This is a genomic window from Neisseria subflava (genome assembly GCF_024205705.1).
Lineage (GTDB): Bacteria > Pseudomonadota > Gammaproteobacteria > Burkholderiales > Neisseriaceae > Neisseria > Neisseria subflava_D.
Genome location: NZ_CP073115.1, coordinates 2,209,884 through 2,230,974, shown reverse-complemented (window position 1 = coordinate 2,230,974; position 21,091 = coordinate 2,209,884). Strand labels below are relative to the sequence as shown.

At 45.5% G+C, this 21,091-nt stretch carries 11 protein-coding genes and 4 pseudogenes; 14 read left to right on the top strand and 1 reads right to left on the bottom strand.

Features of this window, described 5'->3' with window-relative positions; translation table 11 throughout:
• Window positions 1–40: 40 nt before the first annotated feature.
• From KCG54_RS10750 to KCG54_RS10690, 13 genes and pseudogenes are all read left to right on the top strand, one after another.
• Window positions 41–2,053 (top strand): type IV secretory system conjugative DNA transfer family protein, encoded by a 2,013-nt coding sequence (locus KCG54_RS10750; RefSeq protein WP_254324164.1) that lies wholly within the window; start codon window positions 41–43, stop codon window positions 2,051–2,053.
• A 63-nt stretch (window positions 2,054–2,116) separates the two neighbouring features.
• Entirely contained in the window at window positions 2,117–4,684 is a 2,568-nt protein-coding gene (locus KCG54_RS10745; RefSeq protein ID WP_254324163.1) for an LPD7 domain-containing protein, read from the top strand.
• Between the two features lie 69 nt (window positions 4,685–4,753).
• Complete coding sequence (locus tag KCG54_RS10740) at window positions 4,754–5,626, top strand: hypothetical protein (protein WP_254324162.1); 873 nt, start codon at window positions 4,754–4,756, stop codon at window positions 5,624–5,626.
• A 61-nt stretch (window positions 5,627–5,687) separates the two neighbouring features.
• Entirely contained in the window at window positions 5,688–6,203 is a 516-nt protein-coding gene (locus KCG54_RS10735) for a MobC family plasmid mobilization relaxosome protein (RefSeq protein ID WP_254324161.1), read from the top strand.
• Window positions 6,204–6,213: 10 nt separating this feature from the next.
• A pseudogene (locus KCG54_RS10730) lies at window positions 6,214–7,277 on the top strand (relaxase/mobilization nuclease domain-containing protein).
• Window positions 7,278–7,530: 253 nt separating this feature from the next.
• The gene (locus KCG54_RS10725) at window positions 7,531–8,325 is read left to right on the top strand and encodes a hypothetical protein (RefSeq protein ID WP_254324160.1); all 795 of its coding nucleotides are present in this window, start codon (window positions 7,531–7,533) and stop codon (window positions 8,323–8,325) included.
• Window positions 8,326–8,897: 572 nt separating this feature from the next.
• Window positions 8,898–9,515, top strand: coding sequence for a hypothetical protein (locus KCG54_RS10720; RefSeq protein WP_254324159.1), 618 nt, complete (start codon window positions 8,898–8,900; stop codon window positions 9,513–9,515).
• Entirely contained in the window at window positions 9,512–9,874 is a 363-nt protein-coding gene (locus tag KCG54_RS10715) for a hypothetical protein (protein WP_254321730.1), read from the top strand. The genes KCG54_RS10720 and KCG54_RS10715 overlap by 4 nt, the downstream gene beginning before the upstream one ends.
• Before the next feature lie 14 nt (window positions 9,875–9,888).
• Window positions 9,889–10,320, top strand: coding sequence for a protein-export chaperone SecB (locus KCG54_RS10710; protein WP_254321731.1), 432 nt, complete (start codon window positions 9,889–9,891; stop codon window positions 10,318–10,320).
• A 156-nt stretch (window positions 10,321–10,476) separates the two neighbouring features.
• A pseudogene (locus KCG54_RS10705) lies at window positions 10,477–11,226 on the top strand (IS5 family transposase); the annotation flags it as partial.
• Between the two features lie 324 nt (window positions 11,227–11,550).
• Complete coding sequence (locus tag KCG54_RS10700; RefSeq protein ID WP_070824099.1) at window positions 11,551–12,225, top strand: Fic family protein; 675 nt, start codon at window positions 11,551–11,553, stop codon at window positions 12,223–12,225.
• A gap of 8 nt (window positions 12,226–12,233) precedes the next feature.
• Window positions 12,234–12,860: a recombinase family protein gene (locus KCG54_RS10695; RefSeq protein ID WP_254324158.1), complete on the top strand. Its 627-nt coding sequence runs from the start codon at window positions 12,234–12,236 to the stop codon at window positions 12,858–12,860.
• A 2-nt stretch (window positions 12,861–12,862) separates the two neighbouring features.
• Window positions 12,863–13,102 carry a hypothetical protein gene (locus KCG54_RS10690; RefSeq protein WP_254324157.1) on the top strand — a complete coding sequence of 80 codons (240 nt, stop codon included), beginning with the start codon at window positions 12,863–12,865 and terminating at the stop codon, window positions 13,100–13,102.
• A 251-nt stretch (window positions 13,103–13,353) separates the two neighbouring features.
• Here KCG54_RS10690 and KCG54_RS10685 read toward each other — a convergent pair.
• Window positions 13,354–14,328 (bottom strand): annotated as a pseudogene (locus tag KCG54_RS10685) (IS5 family transposase).
• A gap of 327 nt (window positions 14,329–14,655) precedes the next feature.
• Between KCG54_RS10685 and KCG54_RS10680 the strand changes: the two are divergent.
• A pseudogene (locus KCG54_RS10680) lies at window positions 14,656–20,998 on the top strand (hemagglutinin repeat-containing protein); the annotation flags it as partial.
• Window positions 20,999–21,091 lie beyond the last annotated feature (93 nt).

Here is a 21,091-nt window from a genome sequence, read left to right as displayed (position 1 = left end):
CTTGCCCGCCATGAGCGGGCTATTTTTTGGAGGTTTGAATATGAAAAAGAAACTGCTTACCCTGATTGCCGTTCTTGCCGTAACCGTCCCTGCTGCATTGGCGGGTGGTTTGTATTTGGGCAGCGTCGTATTTTCAGGTTGGATGAATCTGAAGGCAGAACCGTCGCTCAGAATGTTGTACCGTTATTGGAAATATTATGACCGCCTCCCTCCCGATTATCTGACAGCGTTTCAGATGTCTGCCGGTCTTGCCCTATTGATACCGACGGTGGTTTTTTTGATCGTGTGTGCCGGTATGTTGATGAAACCTAAACGCGAGCTGCACGGTTCGGCGCGTTTTGCCAATCGTATGGAAATCACAAAGCATGGTCTTTTGAAAAAGAAATTTACGGGAGATGAGGAACCGGATTTACTGATTGGGAAATATGGTAACGATTATTTGCGTTGGTCAGGTAACGAATTTTTATATTTAGCTGCGCGGACCCGTTCCGGTAAAGGTGTCGGCATGGTCATTCCGAACTGCCTGCATTACCGTGACAGCATGGTCGTATTTGATCCGAAACTGGAAAACTTCCTGATTACCGGCGGCTACCGTGCAGCACATGGGCAGGAAGTATTTTTGTTTAACCCGGGCGGACGTATGCCGGAACACGAACGCAATCCGAACGCGCCTTTGGTTTCACACCGTTGGAATCCTTGTACCTATATCCGCAGAAATCCCGCCTATACCTACAAAGATGTGAAAAACATTGCTTCCATCATGTACCCAAAGCCGTCTAAAGATAACGGCAGTGCGACCTTTTTCCAGGAATCAGCACAAAACCTGTTTGCCGGTCTATTGCTCTACATGGTTGAGACGGAATCGGAGCGTGACCTATCTTTACCTGAAAACAAAACCACGTTGGCCAACCTGTTCCGTTTGACGACACCATCGGATGGTAGGACGTTGGCAGAGTGGATTAAAGATGAAATGACATTGCGCGAACAACAGCCACATACTCAGTTGAGCCAAAACTGCCGTAGTTTGTTGATGGGCTTTGCCAATGGTAACGCCAAAACAGGCGCGGACATTTTGGCGACACTGATTGCGCCTTTGGGCATTTTCATTGACCCGGTAGTCGAAGCGGCAACAAGTGGCGACGATTTTTACTTGGATGAAGTACGCAAAAAACGGATGACGGTTTATATCGGTGTTGTTCCGACTGAAACAGCCGTATTTTCCCGGCTGACGAACCTGTTTTTCAGCCAACTGATTACAGTAAACGTCGAGCAGGGTTTGCCGTCCAACAATTCCGATGTGCTGAAATACCAATGTTGCCTATTGATGGACGAATTTACCGCCTTGGGTGTAATTCCAGCCATTCAGCACGGTGTCTCGTATATCGCCGGTTACGGTCTGCGTCTTCTGCTGATTATACAAACTCCATCTCAGGTAACTGATCTATATGGACGTGATGCAACACGCACATTTTTCACCAATTTTGGGTGCCAAATTGTTTATCCACCGCGTGAACAGAATGATGCCGAGGAATACAGCAAACTTATCGGTTACGAGACTTACAAAGCCAAATCCACATCACGCTCAATAGGGAAAGGAGGAAGTCGAAGCACAAGTACCAGTGATCAACGCCGAGCAGTGATGAATCCGGACGAGTTAAAGATGATGCCGAAAAGCGACTGTATCATCAGCTTGGGTAACAGCCGTCCGATCTATGCCAAGAAAATCGTATACTACACCGACCCCGTATTCGCCAAACGGGCAAATTGGGCATTGCCGGAGATCCCGGTTTTAGATATTCATACTGATGTTAGATCACCCATCACTGTATCTAAAGCAGCATTCGTTTCCCCCGATGAGATGGATAGTTTCCATTGGAAGGATGCTTCAAACTCAGAAGAAATCGCCGGTGCGATCCTATCCTCGATTATTCCCACGGATAGCCCGCCGGAATATATCAATGAACTGATGCCTGTACTTTTGGAAAATTGGGGTGAAGACTCACTGCCATTTATCAAGCAGTTCATAGGTGATAACGTCCAAGCCGGAGCATAAGAGAAGCGGTCTGTGAAATGCAGACCGCCTTATTTTTTATTTTTTCTATAAGGAAGTGGAAATATGAGCGACATTGACGACATCCGCAGTGCCTTGAGTTATATCGACTCACATGATCGCGATACTTGGTGGCAGGTTGGCGCGGCCGTTAAAGACGAGCTGGGCGAAAACGGTTACGACCTTTGGGACGAATGGTCACAACGCGCTGACAACTATGACAACCGTGCCGCCAAATCAACGTGGAAAAGCCTTAAACCGGGCAGCTTCAGTATCGGAACGGTGTGGAAGCTGGCGCGGCAGAACGGCTGGCAGCCTGCCAAGCCCTACACGCCGCCAAGCGTGGAAGAACAGGCGCGGCGCAAAGCGGAATCGGAGGCAAGGCGGCAGGCGGCGGAACAGGAGCGGCAGCAGACGCAACAGAGGGTGAAAGGTACGGCACAAAAGATTTGGAATAGTAGCCGCCCCGCTTCGTTGAGCCATCCCTATCTCGCCGCCAAAGGTATTACCAACCCAGATGCCATCGCCGGTCTGCGTCAAAACGTATATAAGGACAACGACAATCTGATTATCCCCGTCCTGTATGAAAATGAAATCGTCAATCTGCAATCCATCAACCAAGACGGAGGCAAACGCTTCTTGGCAGGCGGTCAGGTTCAGGGGGCTTATGCCTTTATCGGCAAGGCCGATGATGTGGAAAAAGTCGGTGTCGTCATGGCGGAAGGTTATGCTACGGCGGCAAGCATCTACGAAGCCACGGGCAAGCCCGTTATCATTGCTTTTGATGCAGGCAACATGGTTGCCGTTGCCGAACGTTTGGCACAAAAACTGCCTCAAAACGTCCCTGTTGTGATTGCGGTCGATAACGATGCTTCGCAAACCGGTATCAAAAAAGCACGGCAGGCAGCCGCCTTGTTAGGCGACCGCGCCACGGCAATCCAACCAGAGTTTTCTATGACGCTGATACAACAGTATCAGAAAGGCAAAGGGGTCGATGGAAAAGGCCGTCCCCCTTTGCCGAGCGACTTCAACGACCTGCATCAACTGGCGGGACTTGAGGCCGTTCGCCAGTCCTTCGCAGAAGGTGTCAATCTCGTCTTAAACCCTGACAACAGTCAAGATCAGGCAATCATTGACGAATTGGCAGAATGGCACGAAAGGATAGTGAAAGCCAACGATAGCCGACCCGAACCTGAAAACTTGGAGAACCCCATGAATCCTGAAAACAAAGACAACATTCAGACGACCTCTTCTAATACAACCAACAGTATTGAATACGAGGGTCGAACCCAAACAGTAAATAAACCGGTTTACCGTGAGTCTGACTTTAAACACTACGAATTGCATGATGCAACAACCGACATCATGTATCTACGCAAAACACCCGAAGAAATTCAACAAGACTTGGATAAAGAAGGTACGCTTAAATTCTATGAAGGTATAACACATGATGGACAACGCGTAACGTTTTATAAAACGGAGCAAGGATGGGAAGCACCCCTAAAAGATGAGTTTATTCAGGAAAAGAACAAAAAAGGACAGACTTCTACCCGCTCCGAATCGGAATCTACCGCCCCAAAGTTCGATAGGCCGTCTGAAACTGAACCAAACGCCCGCAAGGTCGTTTTAGACCTACAATATCGTATCCCTGACAACATCAAAACGCGTTACCACAGCGTAGGCGGCAAATTCTATTCCGTTTCAGACCACAAAACAGTGTTGTTTGAAGATAAAGGCAAGGAGTTAAAAACAGCCCTTTCTGATCCGCAAACAGTCAAGGATATGTTGGAAGTTGTCAAAGCCAAAGGTTGGGACAGCATCAAGTTGTCGGGCAGTAAAGACTTCCGTCAGGCAATGTTTATTGAAGCCGCCGCCCAGGGTATCCGTACTAGTGGCTATAACCCAACCGCCGCTGATTTGCAGCGAGTGGAAGCGTTGCGGGAACGTTACGCGCAAAATGGCATTATACCGGAGATGGTGCGTGAGCAGGAAAGACGACAACCGGAAGTAGAGAAGGAACAGCCAAGAAAAGAGCCTCACAAACGAACAGAACAGGGTAACTCTCAAAGCGAAACGGGGAAGCCTACACAGGAGAAGGAACAGCTTAAACCCGAGGTTGAACGTGAAGAGCGCATTCATACCCAGCCCGATGCTGCCATGCTGTCTGCCGCTGATCGACTGAAAGCGCAAAGCACACTGCCTTCCGACAGAACAATCAATGCTTCTCCTCGAGCTGATACCGATATTGACGTACCGGTTCATTCCATTGGTCGGGAAGAAGTTCCCGCCGAAGTCGTGCATCAGACTGATGATATGAAGGCGGCTGCGTTGAATACAGGCTTTGTTGCGGCGAAAGATCATTATATGCAGAAAGCACAAAAGTTGAGTAAGCCCAATCAAAAGAAACTGGCAATGTATGAACGCGGTGTGATGGATTCAATACGCGGGCTGGAAGGTGATGTACGCACAAAAGCCTTGAGAAACTACTACGAGCATACCGCCCAAAATATGCACGGAACGAAGCTGAAATTGCCCGATCCGATTCAGATTCCGTCGCCGGAGCAGGTACGACAGAACGATCGGCAGCATCAGCACGGCCGCTCCCAAGAGCCTGAAGTGGAACTTGGCCGCTGATTTTTCTGACGCTTTACCTTACAGCCTGAAACACTGCGGTTTCAGGCTGTTTTCTTTCTTGGAGGCAATATGGTAGAGAATGAAAACAAGCAACCTGCGGGCAGCAGGAGAATGAAAATCCTGCAACAGTCGCTGGCAAAGAAACAGGCGGCGTTCGACCAACGGCTGCAAAACCATTTCGACGACGTTCGCAGTGCGAACGGACAACCGCTCAACGATAAGCGCAACGGACAGGCAACATTGAACCGCTGGGAACGCCAGAACGACGGTTTGCGGACGGCGGACAAGGAAATTGAGAAGACCCAGCGCGCCATCGAACGTGAACAGGCGGCCATCGACCGCGTGAACAATGCCGACATCCCTGCGTTTTTAAAACCGATGATCGAGTCCGGCGAAATTACCCAATGGCGCAAATTCCCGAACCGCTTTTTCGTCAGCGGCGTAGAGAAAGCACGCATCATATGGGATAAAGACAAGCAGCAGTTCGGCTATGCCTACCTGCAAGGCGTAAAAGGCGAACAGTTCGCCAAATTCCGCGATACCTATAACCACATCCTCGCCCTGCACCGCCAGAAACAGGAGCGCAAGACCACGCCCGAAACCGAAAAGCCTGCGCCGGAGAATCGCGAATCTGAAAAACCGACACAGCAGGCAGAAGAAAGGCCGTCTGAAAAGGAGGCGCGGCAACCGGCGCAAACCTTGGAAGAACGTTTGCTGGTAGCAAAAGAACAGTATGGGCAGCGGTTGTCTGATATGAATGCCGACGAGCAGAAAAAGTACCGAATTTTGGAGGCAGGCATGGAAAACCTGATTAAAGGCCTGCCCGAACAAACACAGATGCAGGCACGCCTGAATTTCTATCAGACCCAATATGGCCGCCTGACGACACAAAAAGACCTGGAACAGTCTCCTGAGCAACAGGAACTGTTTTACGGACGATAACGATAAGAAAGGTCGTCTGAAACATGGTTTCAGACGACCTTGTTTTTTAAGGAAAAGAACCATGCCTGAAATCAGTGTCTATGGTTTAACCCATGAAGAAATTAGAGAGCTTACGCAACTGGCAAAACAACGGTATGGGAAAGCCAGTGTGTCGTGGATGGCAAAACGGCTTTTGAAGGCGCAGCTTGAAAAGGAAGAACCCGAATTGATCGGACTTCCACCCCCAAGAAGCAGCAAACGCGTTACCGTCCGCCTGCCCGAAAAAGACCGTGCCTACCTCGAAGCCGCCGCTGAAAAGCACAAAAGCAGCGTGAACGACATCATACGCGATATAGTCCAGTCGCACGTCCGTAAGCATCCCCTGCTGACGGCGGCCGAAGTCGAAGTGCTTTTCCAGTCAAACTACCAGCTTTTAAGTATAGGCCGCAACCTCAACCAAATTGCCCGACAGCTCAATATGGGCGAAGGTGTTTCTCTTACATCCGAACAGATAAATGCCCTATCACAATTCATCAGGCAACATACCCAAAGGGTAAGTGACGTATTACGAACCAACCGCAAACGCCTGTCCGAATAGGAGTAAAGCTATGTCCCTGTACCGTAAAATAGACGATTGGTTTTTGGGTTTCAAAACCCGCTCCGTCCGTGCAAAAGATTCCAGCATCCCCATCTCAAAATCCAATCACCGGGCAAAATCCAGAGTACCCCTCAAATCCGGTAGCGGATTGGCCAACCTGACGGCGGCGGCTAAAAAACACCCCGAAGTCATGGTTAAAATCCCTAAAAGGCTAAGTCGAAACTCCAATGGTATGCAGGGCATACGCAACCATTTGGACTACATTTCACGCAACGGTAAAATTACTGTCGAAAATCACTCCGGTGAAAAATTAAACGGAAAAAAGCCGTCAAATCGCAACTAGAAGATTGGCAGAAACTCAATATCCCCGAAAGAGGCAAACACCGGGAAGCCCTCAATATCGTCCTATCCATGCCTGCCGGAACACCGCCGCAGGCCGTCTTGAATGCCGCCCGCAATTTCGCCGCCGAACAGTTTGCCGACCATCAATACGTCTTTGCCCTGCACCACGAATCCGAAAAAGAAGGAGAACCAGAGCATCCCCATGTACATTTGTGTGTATTGATGAGAGATACCTACGGGCAACGGCTTAATCCGCGTAAAAATGATCTTTTTGAATGGCGCGTCCGTTTTGCTGAAAAACTCCGGGAGGAAGGTGTAGAGTGTGCGGCTACTAAACGGCAACACCGGGGAAAAATCCTCAAAGCTGAAAATGGCATAGTGCGAGCCATGAAAGAACGTGGTGCAACACCCCGCATCGAAAAGCAACGGCTGGAAGAATTAAACCAAGCAATCAAAAACCTGGAACGTCCGACACATCCCTACATTCAGAAGGTCATGCAGACACGCGGTTACATATTGGCTGAATATGGTCTTATAGCCAAAGAACTGTATAAGATGGGACACAAAAACGAAGCTAGGCTTATCAGTAGATTGGCTAAGGATATGATTGGGCAACCTCTAAGCACTAAAGCACAACGGGAATACGATCAAAAGGTCAGCCCTCAAGTACAGCAAGAACCGCATATCTCCAAACAAACAGGTATAGAACAAGACAACGAACCTACTCGTTAAACAAGCAATGCAAAAGCCCGGCAGCCGTACAGATGTCTGTACGGCCGCCGGGCTTTTTGTACCTAAAAAATCAGAAACAAAAAATTTGATTGCACATTAATAAGACTACAATTGACCGAATAAATATGTTCCAAATTCTCATAGTCAGAGTGGTGTAAATAACTACCTTTAAAATTTTAATGTTTCATTTAACAATTAGTATCTATACTATATATCTTCTCACAACGTACTTGAAATTCTTAAGGAGGATGCTATGGCTAAAGTAACTTATGAAGAATTTTATTTTGTTCCCGATGATGAAAATTTAAACATAGATGTAATAGATGGTTATTTTCAAGAGAATGGAAATATAGGTAAGTATGATAAAAACATGAGATGTCCCGAGTGTAAAATACCTCATTTAAAATATACCCCTAGAGGAGAAACACACCGCTCCTATCTAAGCGCAATAGGTATCAATCTTCATAAAGCAGGTTGTGCACATAGGTATGATGTATCTTCAACAAGAAATACCAAAGCTTATTTTGAAAGCTTGAATGATGACCAAGTTGCGGATAAATTAGCTGCTATGCAGAGAGCTTTAAATCGGACGAATACCACTAATGGGAACTCTGGTGCCTCCAATTTACAACGTCCCGTTGACAATCCTTTTATTCTAGTCACGGATAATAAAGGTGATCAAATCCGGCGATCACTTCCTCGCAGAAATTTAAATAACCCATTAAATAAAGAAGATGCTGACTTGTTATGTGCATTTTATGCGCGATATGCTCATTTGAAAGTTGAAATAGAAACCAGAACTCGTAATAATGAAGCCTATAACCTTCATTATCTTCATATATATACTACTAATGGTAAACAGTATCGTATTTATAGGGGCACCTATGAGGACAAAGTTTTTCCAGAGAAAAGCTATGATGTGTTATTAATAGGAAAATTTAGTGAAAAAACACTTCCATTTCGATTGCAGCGAATAAATCTGATTGAACGTAATACAAAATATGGGAATCGACCTAATCATTACGCTATTATCATAGTCGAAACTTAAGATTTAAGAGCTGCGTCACATTAACCAAAATACCGGTAATTTCAGCACTAAACAAGCCTTGCCGCCGTACAGATGTCTGTCGGCCGCAAGGCTTTTTATATTTAAAGCATACGAACGATAGCATTAAATCTTGCTCTGAATGCCAAACAGGAGACCATCAGAGCCTTCAGACAGCAAGTCAAATATCTACCTTATAGTAAGACTTCGTTTATTCTTCGTTCCTTGGGTTTACAAATTTCTGTCATCTTTGATAGCAATTTTATTTTTCTAAAATCTATTTGTTATTAGATATCAGTTAGATGAGGAATAGTTCCGTGGTAAAAGTAGCGTGAACGTGTTAGGGATGTAGTAAGTAATACAACATAATTCTAATATGATTATCAGAATACAACAAATTTCTTGGTAAGCTGGTACAATAGGATTGTACTCAGAATTTTATAAATCATCATAATAGTTAATTTTAATTCAAATTTCTATTTTCATAAAATGTAGCAATCAATTATATCGTTTCATATGATTCGCAACAAACACAAAATATGTTATTAAATTATTCCTATAAGTAAAATTCAGTTATGAAAAAAACATTGTATGGAGCTCATGGAACTTGTGAAACTTATGCTAATCGTATTTATGCGAAAGGGTTTAAAACAAATGAAGGACGTCATGGGATAGGTGTTTATCTGTGGCAAGTTGATAAGAATGATGAGTATAGTTGGAAAAGTATCAATGACCTAACAAAATGTTATTTAAAGGACACAGATTATCGGCGAAAGGTATCTGATCCAACGCATGTATTATTGCGATGCCAAATAGATGTTTTAGACGATAACTTCTACGATTTTGAATGCCATGACCATACTGCACTTTTTGCAACATATAGAAAACATTTTGAACAGAATTATTCTTTAGAGAATGTACAAAAAGAGCTTGATAGATCTGATTCTTCTAATCAACGTGGTTCGAATAAGAGTAAGAAAGAAAAAGAATTAGCTACCAAGGTTTATAATGGCTTTTTCGCAATGCTTGAAGAATATTTAGATAAACCGTTAGACATTTATGTTTATTTCGTTAAGGCTCAAAAACCTAAGTCTTACGAATCAATGACTTCAATAATGGTAGGGTACACAGTAGGATGTTATGTTGTCAAAAAACCTTCCATTATTACTATCATAAAAAAGGATGTTTTATGAAAATTACCCAGGAAATAATTAATAAATTTGATACCTTTATGGCAAGTTTATCCGTAGATGAATTTCAATCAATTGTTGATAATTCTCGTTTTGATCTATCTTTTATCGTAGAAGAGAAGAACGTTACTTGCTTAGATGATATTTGGGGTGAGGAAGAATATTTCTCTAGTGAGAGTATTTATGAAAAAATAAATTTTATAAAAGATTTTGAAAAACAAAGTCGATTACGACGTTTTTTTCCTTTTAAATTTGATTGGGATGCCGAAGAGAGTTTATTGTTTTTAGATCATTTTTCTGGGAACAACATTCAATATAACACGAATGCTTTTAATGATTGTCACTATGAATTAGTTGCATAAGGGTTTATATTATTATGAATATTAAATTCTTAGATTATAAAGTTGTTGAAACAAAATTTAATCCTTCTGAAAAAATACTTAACTTTTTGGAAAATATGCCTAATATGAATATGTCTCAGTGTGAGGATATTATTAGGTTTCATCCTTTTTATTTGGAAGAGGGGCGTGATTTTTTTGTTCTCTTTGATTTAAATTTGAAGAGTAGAGATAATGAGGATGATGAAACAGAAGGTGGTATTTTTTCATGTAAATTTGTAGCTCGTTTTGAATGTGATGATACTATTACTGATGAGTTTAAACATTCAAATTTCCCAAAGGTGAATGCACCGGCAATTGCATATCCATTCTTGAGAGCATTTGTAAATAATTATTTTGTAAATGCTGGATATAATCCTGTTTTGCTTCCTACATATAATTTTACTAAATTTAGTAAGTCAAATAATTAATAAAATAAATCCGCTTAAATTTAAGGCAGATTTATTGTGATTTTTATTTTTTCTAACGATAATAGCTTAGAGAACTTTGCAAAAATCCCCTAAATTCCTATCAAGACATTTAGGGGATTTTCCATGAGCACCCTCTTCTAGCAAACCGCACAAGCCATGATTGCCAAACACATCGACCGCTTCCCACTATTGAAGTTGGATCAGGTGATTGATTGGCAGCCGATCGAACAATACCTGAATCGTCAAAGAACCCGTTACCTTCGAGACCACCGTGGCCGTCCCGCCTATCCCCTGTTGTCCATGTTCAAAGCCGTCCTGCTCGGACAATGGCACAGCCTCTCCGATCCCGAACTCGAACACAGCCTCATCACCCGCATCGATTTCAACCTGTTTTGCCGCTTTGACGAGTTGAGCATCCCCGATTACAGCACCTTATGCCGCTACCGCAACTGGCTGGCGTAAGACGACACCCTGTCCGAATTGCTGGAACTGATTAACCGCCAACTGACTGAAAAAGGCCTCAAAGTAGAGAAAGCATCCGCCGCCATCATTGACGCCACCATTATTCAGACCGCCGGCAGCAAACAGCGTCAGGCCATAGAAGTCGATGAAGAAGGGCAAGTCAGCGGTCAAACCACACCGAGTAAAGATAAAGATGCCCGTTGGACAAAGAAAAACGGCCTCTACAAACTCGGTTACAAACAACATACCCGTACCGATGCGAAAGGCTATATCGAGAAATTGCACATCACTCCCGCCAATACCCATGAGTGCAATCACCTGTCGCCTTTGCTGGAAGGTATAGCCGAAGGCACGACCGTCTATGCCGACAAAGGCTATGACAGTAAGGAAAACCAGCAACATCTGGAAGAGCGTCGGCTGCAAGATGGTTTTATGCGGAAAGCCATCTGAAGGCTATTGAAAGCCGCTAACAGGCTAAGTGTGTCTGTTTTCGCCTAAAAAGCAGGATGCCTGATTATGGGGTATCCGAGGAGGATTAAGGGGGGATTTGGGTGGAATCAGGACAGAAAAAGAAATAAATAGTTTATTTGATCAAACCATCCTTTAGGATGGTTTTTTTGTTGCTTTATGGGCAAATAGAGTGGATAATTCAGAAATGGGCAATTTAAGTCCAAAACATTTTAAATTGCCCATTTCTTTGTGATACTCTCTAGACGGTTAATTAGAGCATACCCAAATTAACCACCTTTGTCCGTATAAGGAGCAACAGTGTTTCCAGATAAATATAATCTCAGCCTGAAAGAAAATATCTTTTTGGCCAAAAAAGTATTGGTTGCCCAAATCCACAATCTAAGCCGGTTTGAAAACTGTCAGACAACTTTGTTGCAGACAGAACAGATTATCAATGGGCAAAATGTTGCCTCGGCATCATTGGGTGATATTCAGACCATCTTAAATCTGAAACGTGCTTACCAATATGTAATGCGCCATATTTCAGACGGCCTTCCCGTTGATATACCACTACTAAAAAAAATCAATAGTATTGTTGCCCAGGAAGACTCATTGGCTCCCGGAGATTTCCGTACTGGTACAGTCGGCGTTACCCTGGTTGATGGGTCTCGACACACACCGCCCGCAATGTCGGAAGTTGACGTACAGAATCTGTTGGGACAAATTGAAAACAGAAGTAATTCAACCACTGAAACTGCTATCCGCTCCATGTTGGCCTTTATGCGGCAACAAATCTTTTGGGACGGTAACAAACGAACGGCCACGCTGTTTGCCAATGCAATGTTGATCGAAAAAGGCTGTGGTATTTTGGAAATTTCTGAACTGCAAATGCCCGAGTTCAACACAAAACTTTCAGATTTCTACAGTTCCGGAGATGATACTGACGTTGCTACTTATTTATACCAAAATTGTATTTTTGGTATTGACTATTGAGGCTGAACATGAAAGCAGCAAGAATCTACCAACGTGTCAGCACTGAAGAACAAAATCTTGAGCGGCAAAACGCCTTAATTGAGAAAGCTAAGGCAGAAGGTTACTACATTGCAGGGGTTTATAAGGAAAAGGCTTCGGGCGTTCGTGCCGACAGACCTGTATTGAACAAATTGATTGCCGATTTGCAAGAAGGCGACGTGATCATCGCCGAGCATATTGACCGTATCACTCGTCTGCCACTGGCTGAAGCAGAAAAGCTGGTAAACCGTATCCGTGAAAAAGGGGCATTTCTCGCCATTCCCGGCATTATCGACCTGAGTCAAATACAGACTGACTCCGATATTGCCAAAATCGTCTTAGACAGCATACAAACCATGCTGCTTAAAATTGCCCTACAAATGGCTAGAGATGACTACGAACAACGTAAGAAACGCCAAGCAGCCGGAATTGCTGAAGCAAAAAAACAAGGGCGATTCAAAGGTCGTCAGGCAGATACTCAAAAACATAAATTGATTATCAGTCTGCGCTCACATCATACTCTTCAAGAAACAGCCAAGTTGGCCGGATGTAGCGTATCCTTGGTGAAACTGGTAATGCGACAACATAAACAATCCCTAATTTCAGAAAAGGAATAAAAATGGCTACTTTAATGCAGAAAGACGCTTTGATTGAACGTGTGGCTTCAGTTTTGGCCATGATTGCTCGAAAAACACCACGAAGCGAAGGCCGTACACCTGAACAAAGTCGTTTGGTCGCCTTACGCCGGGAACTGTATGCTTCAGAACCTGAAGATATTGATTTTGACAAAGTAGTGAGTGCAATCAGATTTACCAAAAGTATTCTGTCTAGTCAGATAAGGAAGGTAGTTATCTATTAGCTGAACAGTACAGCTTTAATATTGTAAATAGGGGAGTAGTCTCGGAAGTAACAGGTTCATTGACGATTCATGTACTGCAAGCTCGGTTGCTAATTTATTACCTGAGACCTTTGCAAAATTCCTTTTCCCCCAGACAGCCGAAATCCAAACACAGGTTTTCGGCTGTTTTTGTTTCAAATATCCACTGATTCTACTCAAATATCCCCGTAATTCACCTTGGATACCTGATCAATCAGGCATCTGGCCACCTTTTAGGCAGCAACAGGCGCACTTAGCCTGTTGGCGGCTTTCAACAGGTTCAAACACATCGCCTTCAGATGGCTTTGTGCACTTACTTTGAGCAGACCAAAATAGGCTGACCGCGCATAGCGGAATTTACGGTGCAGCGTACCGAAGCTTTGTTCGACCACATAACGGGTTTTCGACAAATATCGGTTGCGTTTGGTTTGCGCTTCCGTCAGCGGATGTTTGCGGTGGGCTTTGCGCATAATGCCGTCCTGCAGCCGATGCTCTTCCAGATGTTGCCGGTTTTCCTCACTGTCATAGCCTTTATCGGCATAGATGGTCGTACCTTTGGGCAGTCCTTCCAACAAAGGCAATAGGTATTTGCACTCATGGGCATTGGCGGGGGTAATGTGCAGTTTCTCGATATAGCCTTCTCCATCGGTACGGGTATGTTGTTTATAACCGAGTTTGTAGAGACCGTTTTTCTTTATCCAACGGGCATCGCTGTCTTTACTCGGTGTGGTTTGGCCGCTGACTTGTCCTTCGTCATCGACTTCTATGGCCTGACGCTGTTTGCTGCCGGCGGTCTGAATAATGGTGGCGTCAATGATGGCGGCGGATGCTTTCTCTACTTTGAGGCCTTTTTCAGTCAGTTGGCGGTTAATCAGTTCCAGCAATTCGGACAGGGTGTCGTCTTACGCCAGCCAGTTGCGGTAGCGGCATAAGGTGCTGTAATCGGGGATGCTCAACTCGTCAAAGCGGCAAAACAGGTTGAAATCGATGCGGGTGATGAGGCTGTGTTCGAGTTCGGGATCGGAGAGGCTGTGCCATTGTCCGAGCAGGACGGCTTTGAACATGGACAACAGGGGATAGGCGGGACGGCCACGGTGGTCTCGAAGGTAACGGGTTCTTTGACGATTCAGGTATTGTTCGATCGGCTGCCAATCAATCACCTGATCCAACTTCAATAGTGGGAAGCGGTCGATGTGTTTGGCAATCATGGCTTGTGCGGTTTGCTAGAAGAGGGTGCTCATGGAAAATCCCCTAAATGTCTTGATGGGAATTTAGGGGATTTTGGGGAATTTTGCAAAGGTCTCAAAGTATAAAAAGGCATAGTGAGAGCAAGGAAAGAACGCGGAGCAAAGCCTCGTATTTCAAGCATAGTTACAATAATGACGACAACCACTACCAAATTGTTAGATAACTTGCCGAATGTTGTGACATTCATAGCTAATCCTTTCCAATCCCAAATAAATTTTCTATACATACAAAGTTAATTCAAGTTAGAATGGATATTTGTAAGGAATATTATCGAGAAAGCATTTACTATGAATCGTACCCTGTACAAAGTCGTCTTTAATAAACATCGAAACTGCATGATGGCCGTTGCTGAAAATGCCAAACGCGAGGGCAAAAACACAGCCGACACCCAAGCTGCAGGTATTTCGCCAAATGATATTGCGGGCTTTACAGGTTTTATCCATTCTATCTCTGTTATCTCATTCTCCCTTTCATTACTCCTCGGCTCTGCCCTTATTCTGACTTCTCCCTCTGTCAATGCCCAAGACATCGTTGCTGACAAATCCGCACCTACACAGCAACAGCCTACCATCATGCAAACCAGTAACGGCATCCCGCAGGCCAATATCCAAACCCCTACTGCCGCAGGAGTTTCAGTTAATCAATACACCCATTTCAATGTTGACAAACGTGGTGCTATTTTGAACAACAGCCGTCGGAACGTGCAAACACAGCTGGGTGGCTGGATACAGGGAAACCCCTGGCTTGCAGGTGGTGAGGCCCGTGTCATCGTGAATCAAGTCAATTCAGCTGATCCCTCTTTGTTGGGCGGATATATTGAAGTAGGTGGTAGACGTGCTGAAGTGGTGATTGCAAACCCTGCAGGAATTCAAGTGAACGGAGGGGGATTTATCAATGCTTCCCGTGCCACTTTGACTACAGGCCAACCACAATATCAAGCAGGAGACCTTAGTGGCTTTAAGATAAGGCAAGGCAATGTTGTAATCGTCGGACACGGTTTGGATGCCCGCGATACCGATTACACGCAGATATTGAGCCGCGCGGTTAAGATTGATGGGCCTGTGTGGGGTAAAGATGTGCGTGTGTTGGCAGGGCAAAATGATGTCTCAGCTGATGGCTCTATCCAGTCTTCACACTCACCTGCTGCGAATACAAATTCTGCCAACTCACTGTATGCCATCGATACAGGGGCATTGGGTGGTATGTATGCCGGTAAGATCACCTTGATCAGCACTAATCGTGATGCATCCGTGCGCAATCAGGGGCAATTGTTTACCTCAGCTGGCAATGTGGCAGTGAATGCTGAAGGTAAACTGGTCAACACGGGTACGATTGCGGCGATGGGAGAAAACCATGCGGTTTCACTTCATGCCCGCAATGTCCGTAATAGCGGTACGATTGCCTCACAGGATGATGCCAATATTCACAGCCAGACGCTGGACAATTCAGGTACGGTCTTATCCTCAGGTGAATTGACTGTCCGTAATTTAGGTCGTCTGAAAAACCAAAACAACGGTACGATCCAGGCTGCCCGCTTAGATATGTCAACAGGTAGTTTGGATAACACGGGTAATATTATTCAAACAGGTTCACAAGCATTGGATTTGGTATCTGCTGGCAAATTCGATAACAGTGGCAAGATTGGTGTGAGCGACGTTCCACAGACCGGTTTGAATCCCAATCCATCAGCCATACCACAGATTCCGAGTACTGCAACAGGTTCAGGTAGCAGCACTGTCTCGGCATCTAAGCCTAGTTCAAACAATCCCGTTTCACCTACAGCATCTGCAAAAGCCTACGCCAGAGGACGCATTCAAACAACGGGGGCACTTGATAATGCAGGATCAATCAATGCAGGTGGACAAATCGACATTGCCGCCAAAAACAGTTTGGAAAATTCGGGCAGTCTGAATGCGGCTAAACTACAAGTATCAGGCGATTCATTTAACAATACGGCAAAAGGCAAACTCCAGGCACACGATCTGGCTGTTAGTGCTCAAACTGCTAAAAACAGCGGTCACTTATTAACTCAAACCGGCAAGATTGACAACCGTGAACTGCATAATGCGGGAGAAATTACCGCTAACAATCTGACACTCATTCATTCGGGCCGCTTGAGCAATGATAAAAAAGGCAATATTCGAGCTGCACATCTACAGCTTGATACCGCCGATTTACATAACGCAGGTAACATTCTTGCCGATAGTGGAACCGTCACTGCCAATAACAATCTTCGCAATACAGGAAAAGTTTCTGTTGCACAACTGAATACCAAAGGTCAGACTCTAGATAATACGCACGGACGTATAGAGGCTGAAACGGTTAGCATCCAAAGTCAGCAACTGACTAACCAAAGTGGCCATATTACTGCTACCGAACAACTGACTATCAATAGTCGAAATGTAGGCAACCAAAACGGCAAACTCCTATCTGCGAACCAAGCACAATTAGCTGTTTCAGACGGCCTATACAACCAACATGGTGAAATTGCCACCAACCGGCAGTTGTCTATTTACGATAAAAATCAAAACACTTTGGTGCTAAACAATGAGGATGGCACGATTCAATCTACTGGTAATGTATCACTACAAGCCAAATCACTCGCCAATAATGGCACATTAACAGCCGGTAACAAGCTGGATATCACCTTGAGGGATGATTTCGTCATAGACCGCGATCTCACTGCAGGCAACCAATTAAATCTAAGCACAAAAGGCCGTCTGAAAAATACCCATACCCTACAAGCAGGTCATACGCTCAAACTCAATGCCGGCAATATAGATAACCAAGTTACAGGCAAAATTATTGCCGGAGAACAAACGAACATCACATCTGAACAGTATGTAGAAAACAGGGGTTTGATCAACAGCAACGGTTTGACCCACATCGATGCAGGTCAAACCTTGAACAACACCGGGACAGGCAAAATCTATGGTAACCATATTGCTCTGGACGCGCAAAAACTGCTTAACCGAGAAGAAACGACAGAAGGCAGCACCAAAGCGGGTGCAATAGCTGCAAGGAAACGTTTGGATATCGGAGCGAAAGAGATTCATAACCAAGAAGGGGCCCTACTATCCAGCGAAGGTATTTTTGCCATCGGTAATCGACTGGATGAACAACATCATGCGGCAGGCATGGCTGATACCTTTGTTAATGGCAGTGCCAGTTTGGAAGTACAAGGTGATGCATTGATGTCCGTTAGGAATATGCAGAATATCAATAATCACTTTAAAACAGAAACATACTTAGCCAAAGCAGAAAAGCAAGTCCGCGATTACACCGTACTGGGGCAAAATACCTACTATCAGGCAGGAAAAGACGGTTTATTCGATAACTCGCAAGGACAAAAAGACCAAACTACTGCTACGTTCCATTTAAAAAATGGTTCTCGTATTGAGGCCAACCAATGGCATGTCCGAGACTATCACATCGAGACTTATAAAGAACGCATCATCGAAAATCGACCGGCACACATTACTGTGGGTGGTAATTTGACTGTTTCAGGCCAAGACTGGCTGAACAAAGACAGTCAAATTATAGTAGGCGGGCGTATTATCACTGATGATTTAAACCAGAAAGAAATCACCAATCAAAGTACAACAGGCAAGGGGCGCATAGATGCTGTCGGCACACAGTGGGATTCCGTTACAAAAAAAGGATGGTACAGTGGCAAAAAAAGACAACGCCGTACCGAAAGAAACCACACTCCTTACCATGATACCCAACTATTTACCCATGACTTTGACACGCCTGTATCCGTCACCCAACAGAATGCCGCCTCCCCTTCCTTTCAACCCGCAGCATCTGCAGCCAAACTGATTGACGGAGCATCCACAGCAGCCGTCAATGGGCAGCGCATCCATACCGGTAATGTGGTCTCATTAAATAACGCTACTGTTACTCTGCCGAACAGCAGCCTCTACACCACCCATCCTGACAATAAAGGCTGGTTGGTTGAAACAGATCCTCAATTTGCAGACTACCGCCGCTGGTTGGGCAGCGACTACATGTTGAAACAACTGCAATTGGACCCCAATTATCTACACAAACGGCTAGGTGACGGCTACTACGAACAAAAACTTGTTAATGAACAAATCCACCAGTTAACAGGCAACCGCCGACTTGATGGCTACAGCAGTGATGAAGAACAATTCAAAGCTCTGATGGACAACGGCCTTACTGTTGCCAAAACATTCGGCCTTACCCCGGGTATCGCCTTGAGTGCAGAGCAAGTTGCCCGCTTAACTTCAGATATCGTTTGGATGGAAAATCAAACCGTCACTCTGTCTGACGGTTCGACTCAAACCGTACTCGCCCCCAAAGTCTATGCCCTGGCACGCAAAGGTGATCTCAATACCTCCGGCGGCCTGATTAGTGCCGAACAAGTCTTACTTAAACTGCAAAACGGAAACCTGACTAATAGCGGTACCATTGCGGGGCGGCAGGCCGTACTCATCCAAGCACGGAATATTAACAGCAACGGTAATATTCAGGCCGACCAAATCGGCTTAAAAGCTGAAAAAAGTATCAATGTCGACGGCGGGCAGGTACAAGCAGGCGGACTGCTGACTGCCCAAGCGCAAAATATCAACCTTAACGGTACAACCCAAACTTCCGGTAATGAACGTAACGGCAATACCGCTATCGATCGTATGGCCGGTATTAACGTGGCCGGAAGTTATACTGAGCAAGTAGATAACAGAGCTTCAGACGGCATCCTATCCCTGCATGCTGGCAACGATATCAACCTCAATGCAGCCACCATCTCTAACCAAGTTAAAGGCGGCACCACCCAAATTACCGCTGGTAATAATCTCAATCTCGGCACCATCCGTACCGAACATCGCGAAACCTATGGTGCATTAGATGACAAAAATCATCGTCATGTCCGCCAAAGTGCCGAAGTCGGCAGCAGTATCCGCACGCAAAACGGCGCACTGCTCCAAGCAGGCAACGACTTAAAAATCCGCCAGGGCGAACTTGAGACCGACGTGGGTAAAACCGTCCTTGCCGCAGGACGTGATGTCACTATCAGCGAAGGACGCCAAATAACCGAATTGGACGCCGCTGTAAGCGGGAAAAGCAAAGGCATCCTTTCCAGTACCAAAACACACGACCGCTACCGCTTTAGTCATGATGAAGCAGTCGGCAGCAACATCGGCGGCGGCAAAATTATCGTTGCAGCCGGGCAGGATATCAATGTACGCGGCAGCAACCTTATTTCTGATAATGGCACTGTCTTAAAAGCAGGACACGACATCGATATTTCTACTGCCCATAATCGCTACACCGGCAATGAATACCACGAGAGCAAAAAATCAGGAGTCATGGGCACAGGCGGATTGGGCTTTACTATCGGTAACCGAAAAACTACCGATGACACTGATCGTACCAATATTGTCCATACAGGCAGCATTATAGGCAGCCTGAATGGAGACACCGTTACAGTTGCCGGAAACCGCTACCGACAAACCGGCAGTACTGTCTCCAGCCCCGAGGGACGCAATACCGTCACTGCCAAAAGCATAGATGTAGAGTCCGCAAACAACCGGTATGCCACTGACTACGTCCATACCCGGGAACAAAAAGGCCTCACTGTCGCCCTCAATGTGCCGGTTGTCCAAGCTGCACAAAACTTCGTACAAGCAGCCCAAAATGTGGGCAAAAGTAAAAATAAACGCGTTAATGCCATGGCTGCAGCCAATGCTGCATGGCAGGGTTATCAAGCAGCCCAACAAATGCAACAATTTACTCCAAGCAGCAGTGCGGGACAAGGTCAAAACAACAATCAAAGCTCCGGTATCAGTGTGTCCATCACCTACGGCGAACAGAAAAGTCGTAACGAGCAAAAAAGCCGTTACACCGAAGCGGCAGCAAGTCAAATTATCGGCAAAGGGCAAACCACACTTGTGGCCACAGGAGGCGGGGAGCAGTCCAATATCAATATTACAGGTTCCGATGTCATCGGCCATGCAGGTACCACCCTCATTGCCGACAACCATATCAAACTCCAATCTGCCAAACAGGAGGGCAGCGAGCAAAGCAAAAACAAAAGCAGCGGCTGGAATGCGGGCGTAGCCGTCCAAATAGGCGACGGCATCAGTCTTGGAATTACCGCCGGAGGAAATCTCGGCAAAGGTAAAGGACAAGGGGAAAGTACTACCCACCGCCACACCCATATTGGCAGCACGGCCGGCAAAACGATTATCCGAAGCGGCGGGGATACCACTCTCAAAGGTGCGCAGCTCATCGGCAAAGGCGTACAGGCAGATACGCGCAACCTGCATATAGAAAGTGTTCAAGACACTGAAACCTATCAGAGCAAACAGCAAAACGGCAACGTCCAAGTTACCGTCGGTTACGGATTCAGTGCAAGCGGCAGTTACAGCCAAAGCAAAGTCAAAGCAGACCATGCCTCCGTAACCGAGCAAAGTGGTATTTATGCCGGAGAAGACGGCTATCAAATCAAAGTCAGAGACAACACAGACCTCAAGGGCGGTATCATCACCTCCGGCAAGAGTGCCGAAGACAAAGGAAAAAACCTTTTTCAGACGGCCACCCTTACTGCCAGCGACATTCAAAACCATAGCCACTACGAAGGCAAAAGTTTCGGTATCGGTGCAAGTGTTGCAATCAGCGGTGAATCAATGGGGCAAAACCGTCCTGCCGATTCCGGCCCGGGAATCCGCTTGACTGATGCTTCTAAAGGTCAAAACAACA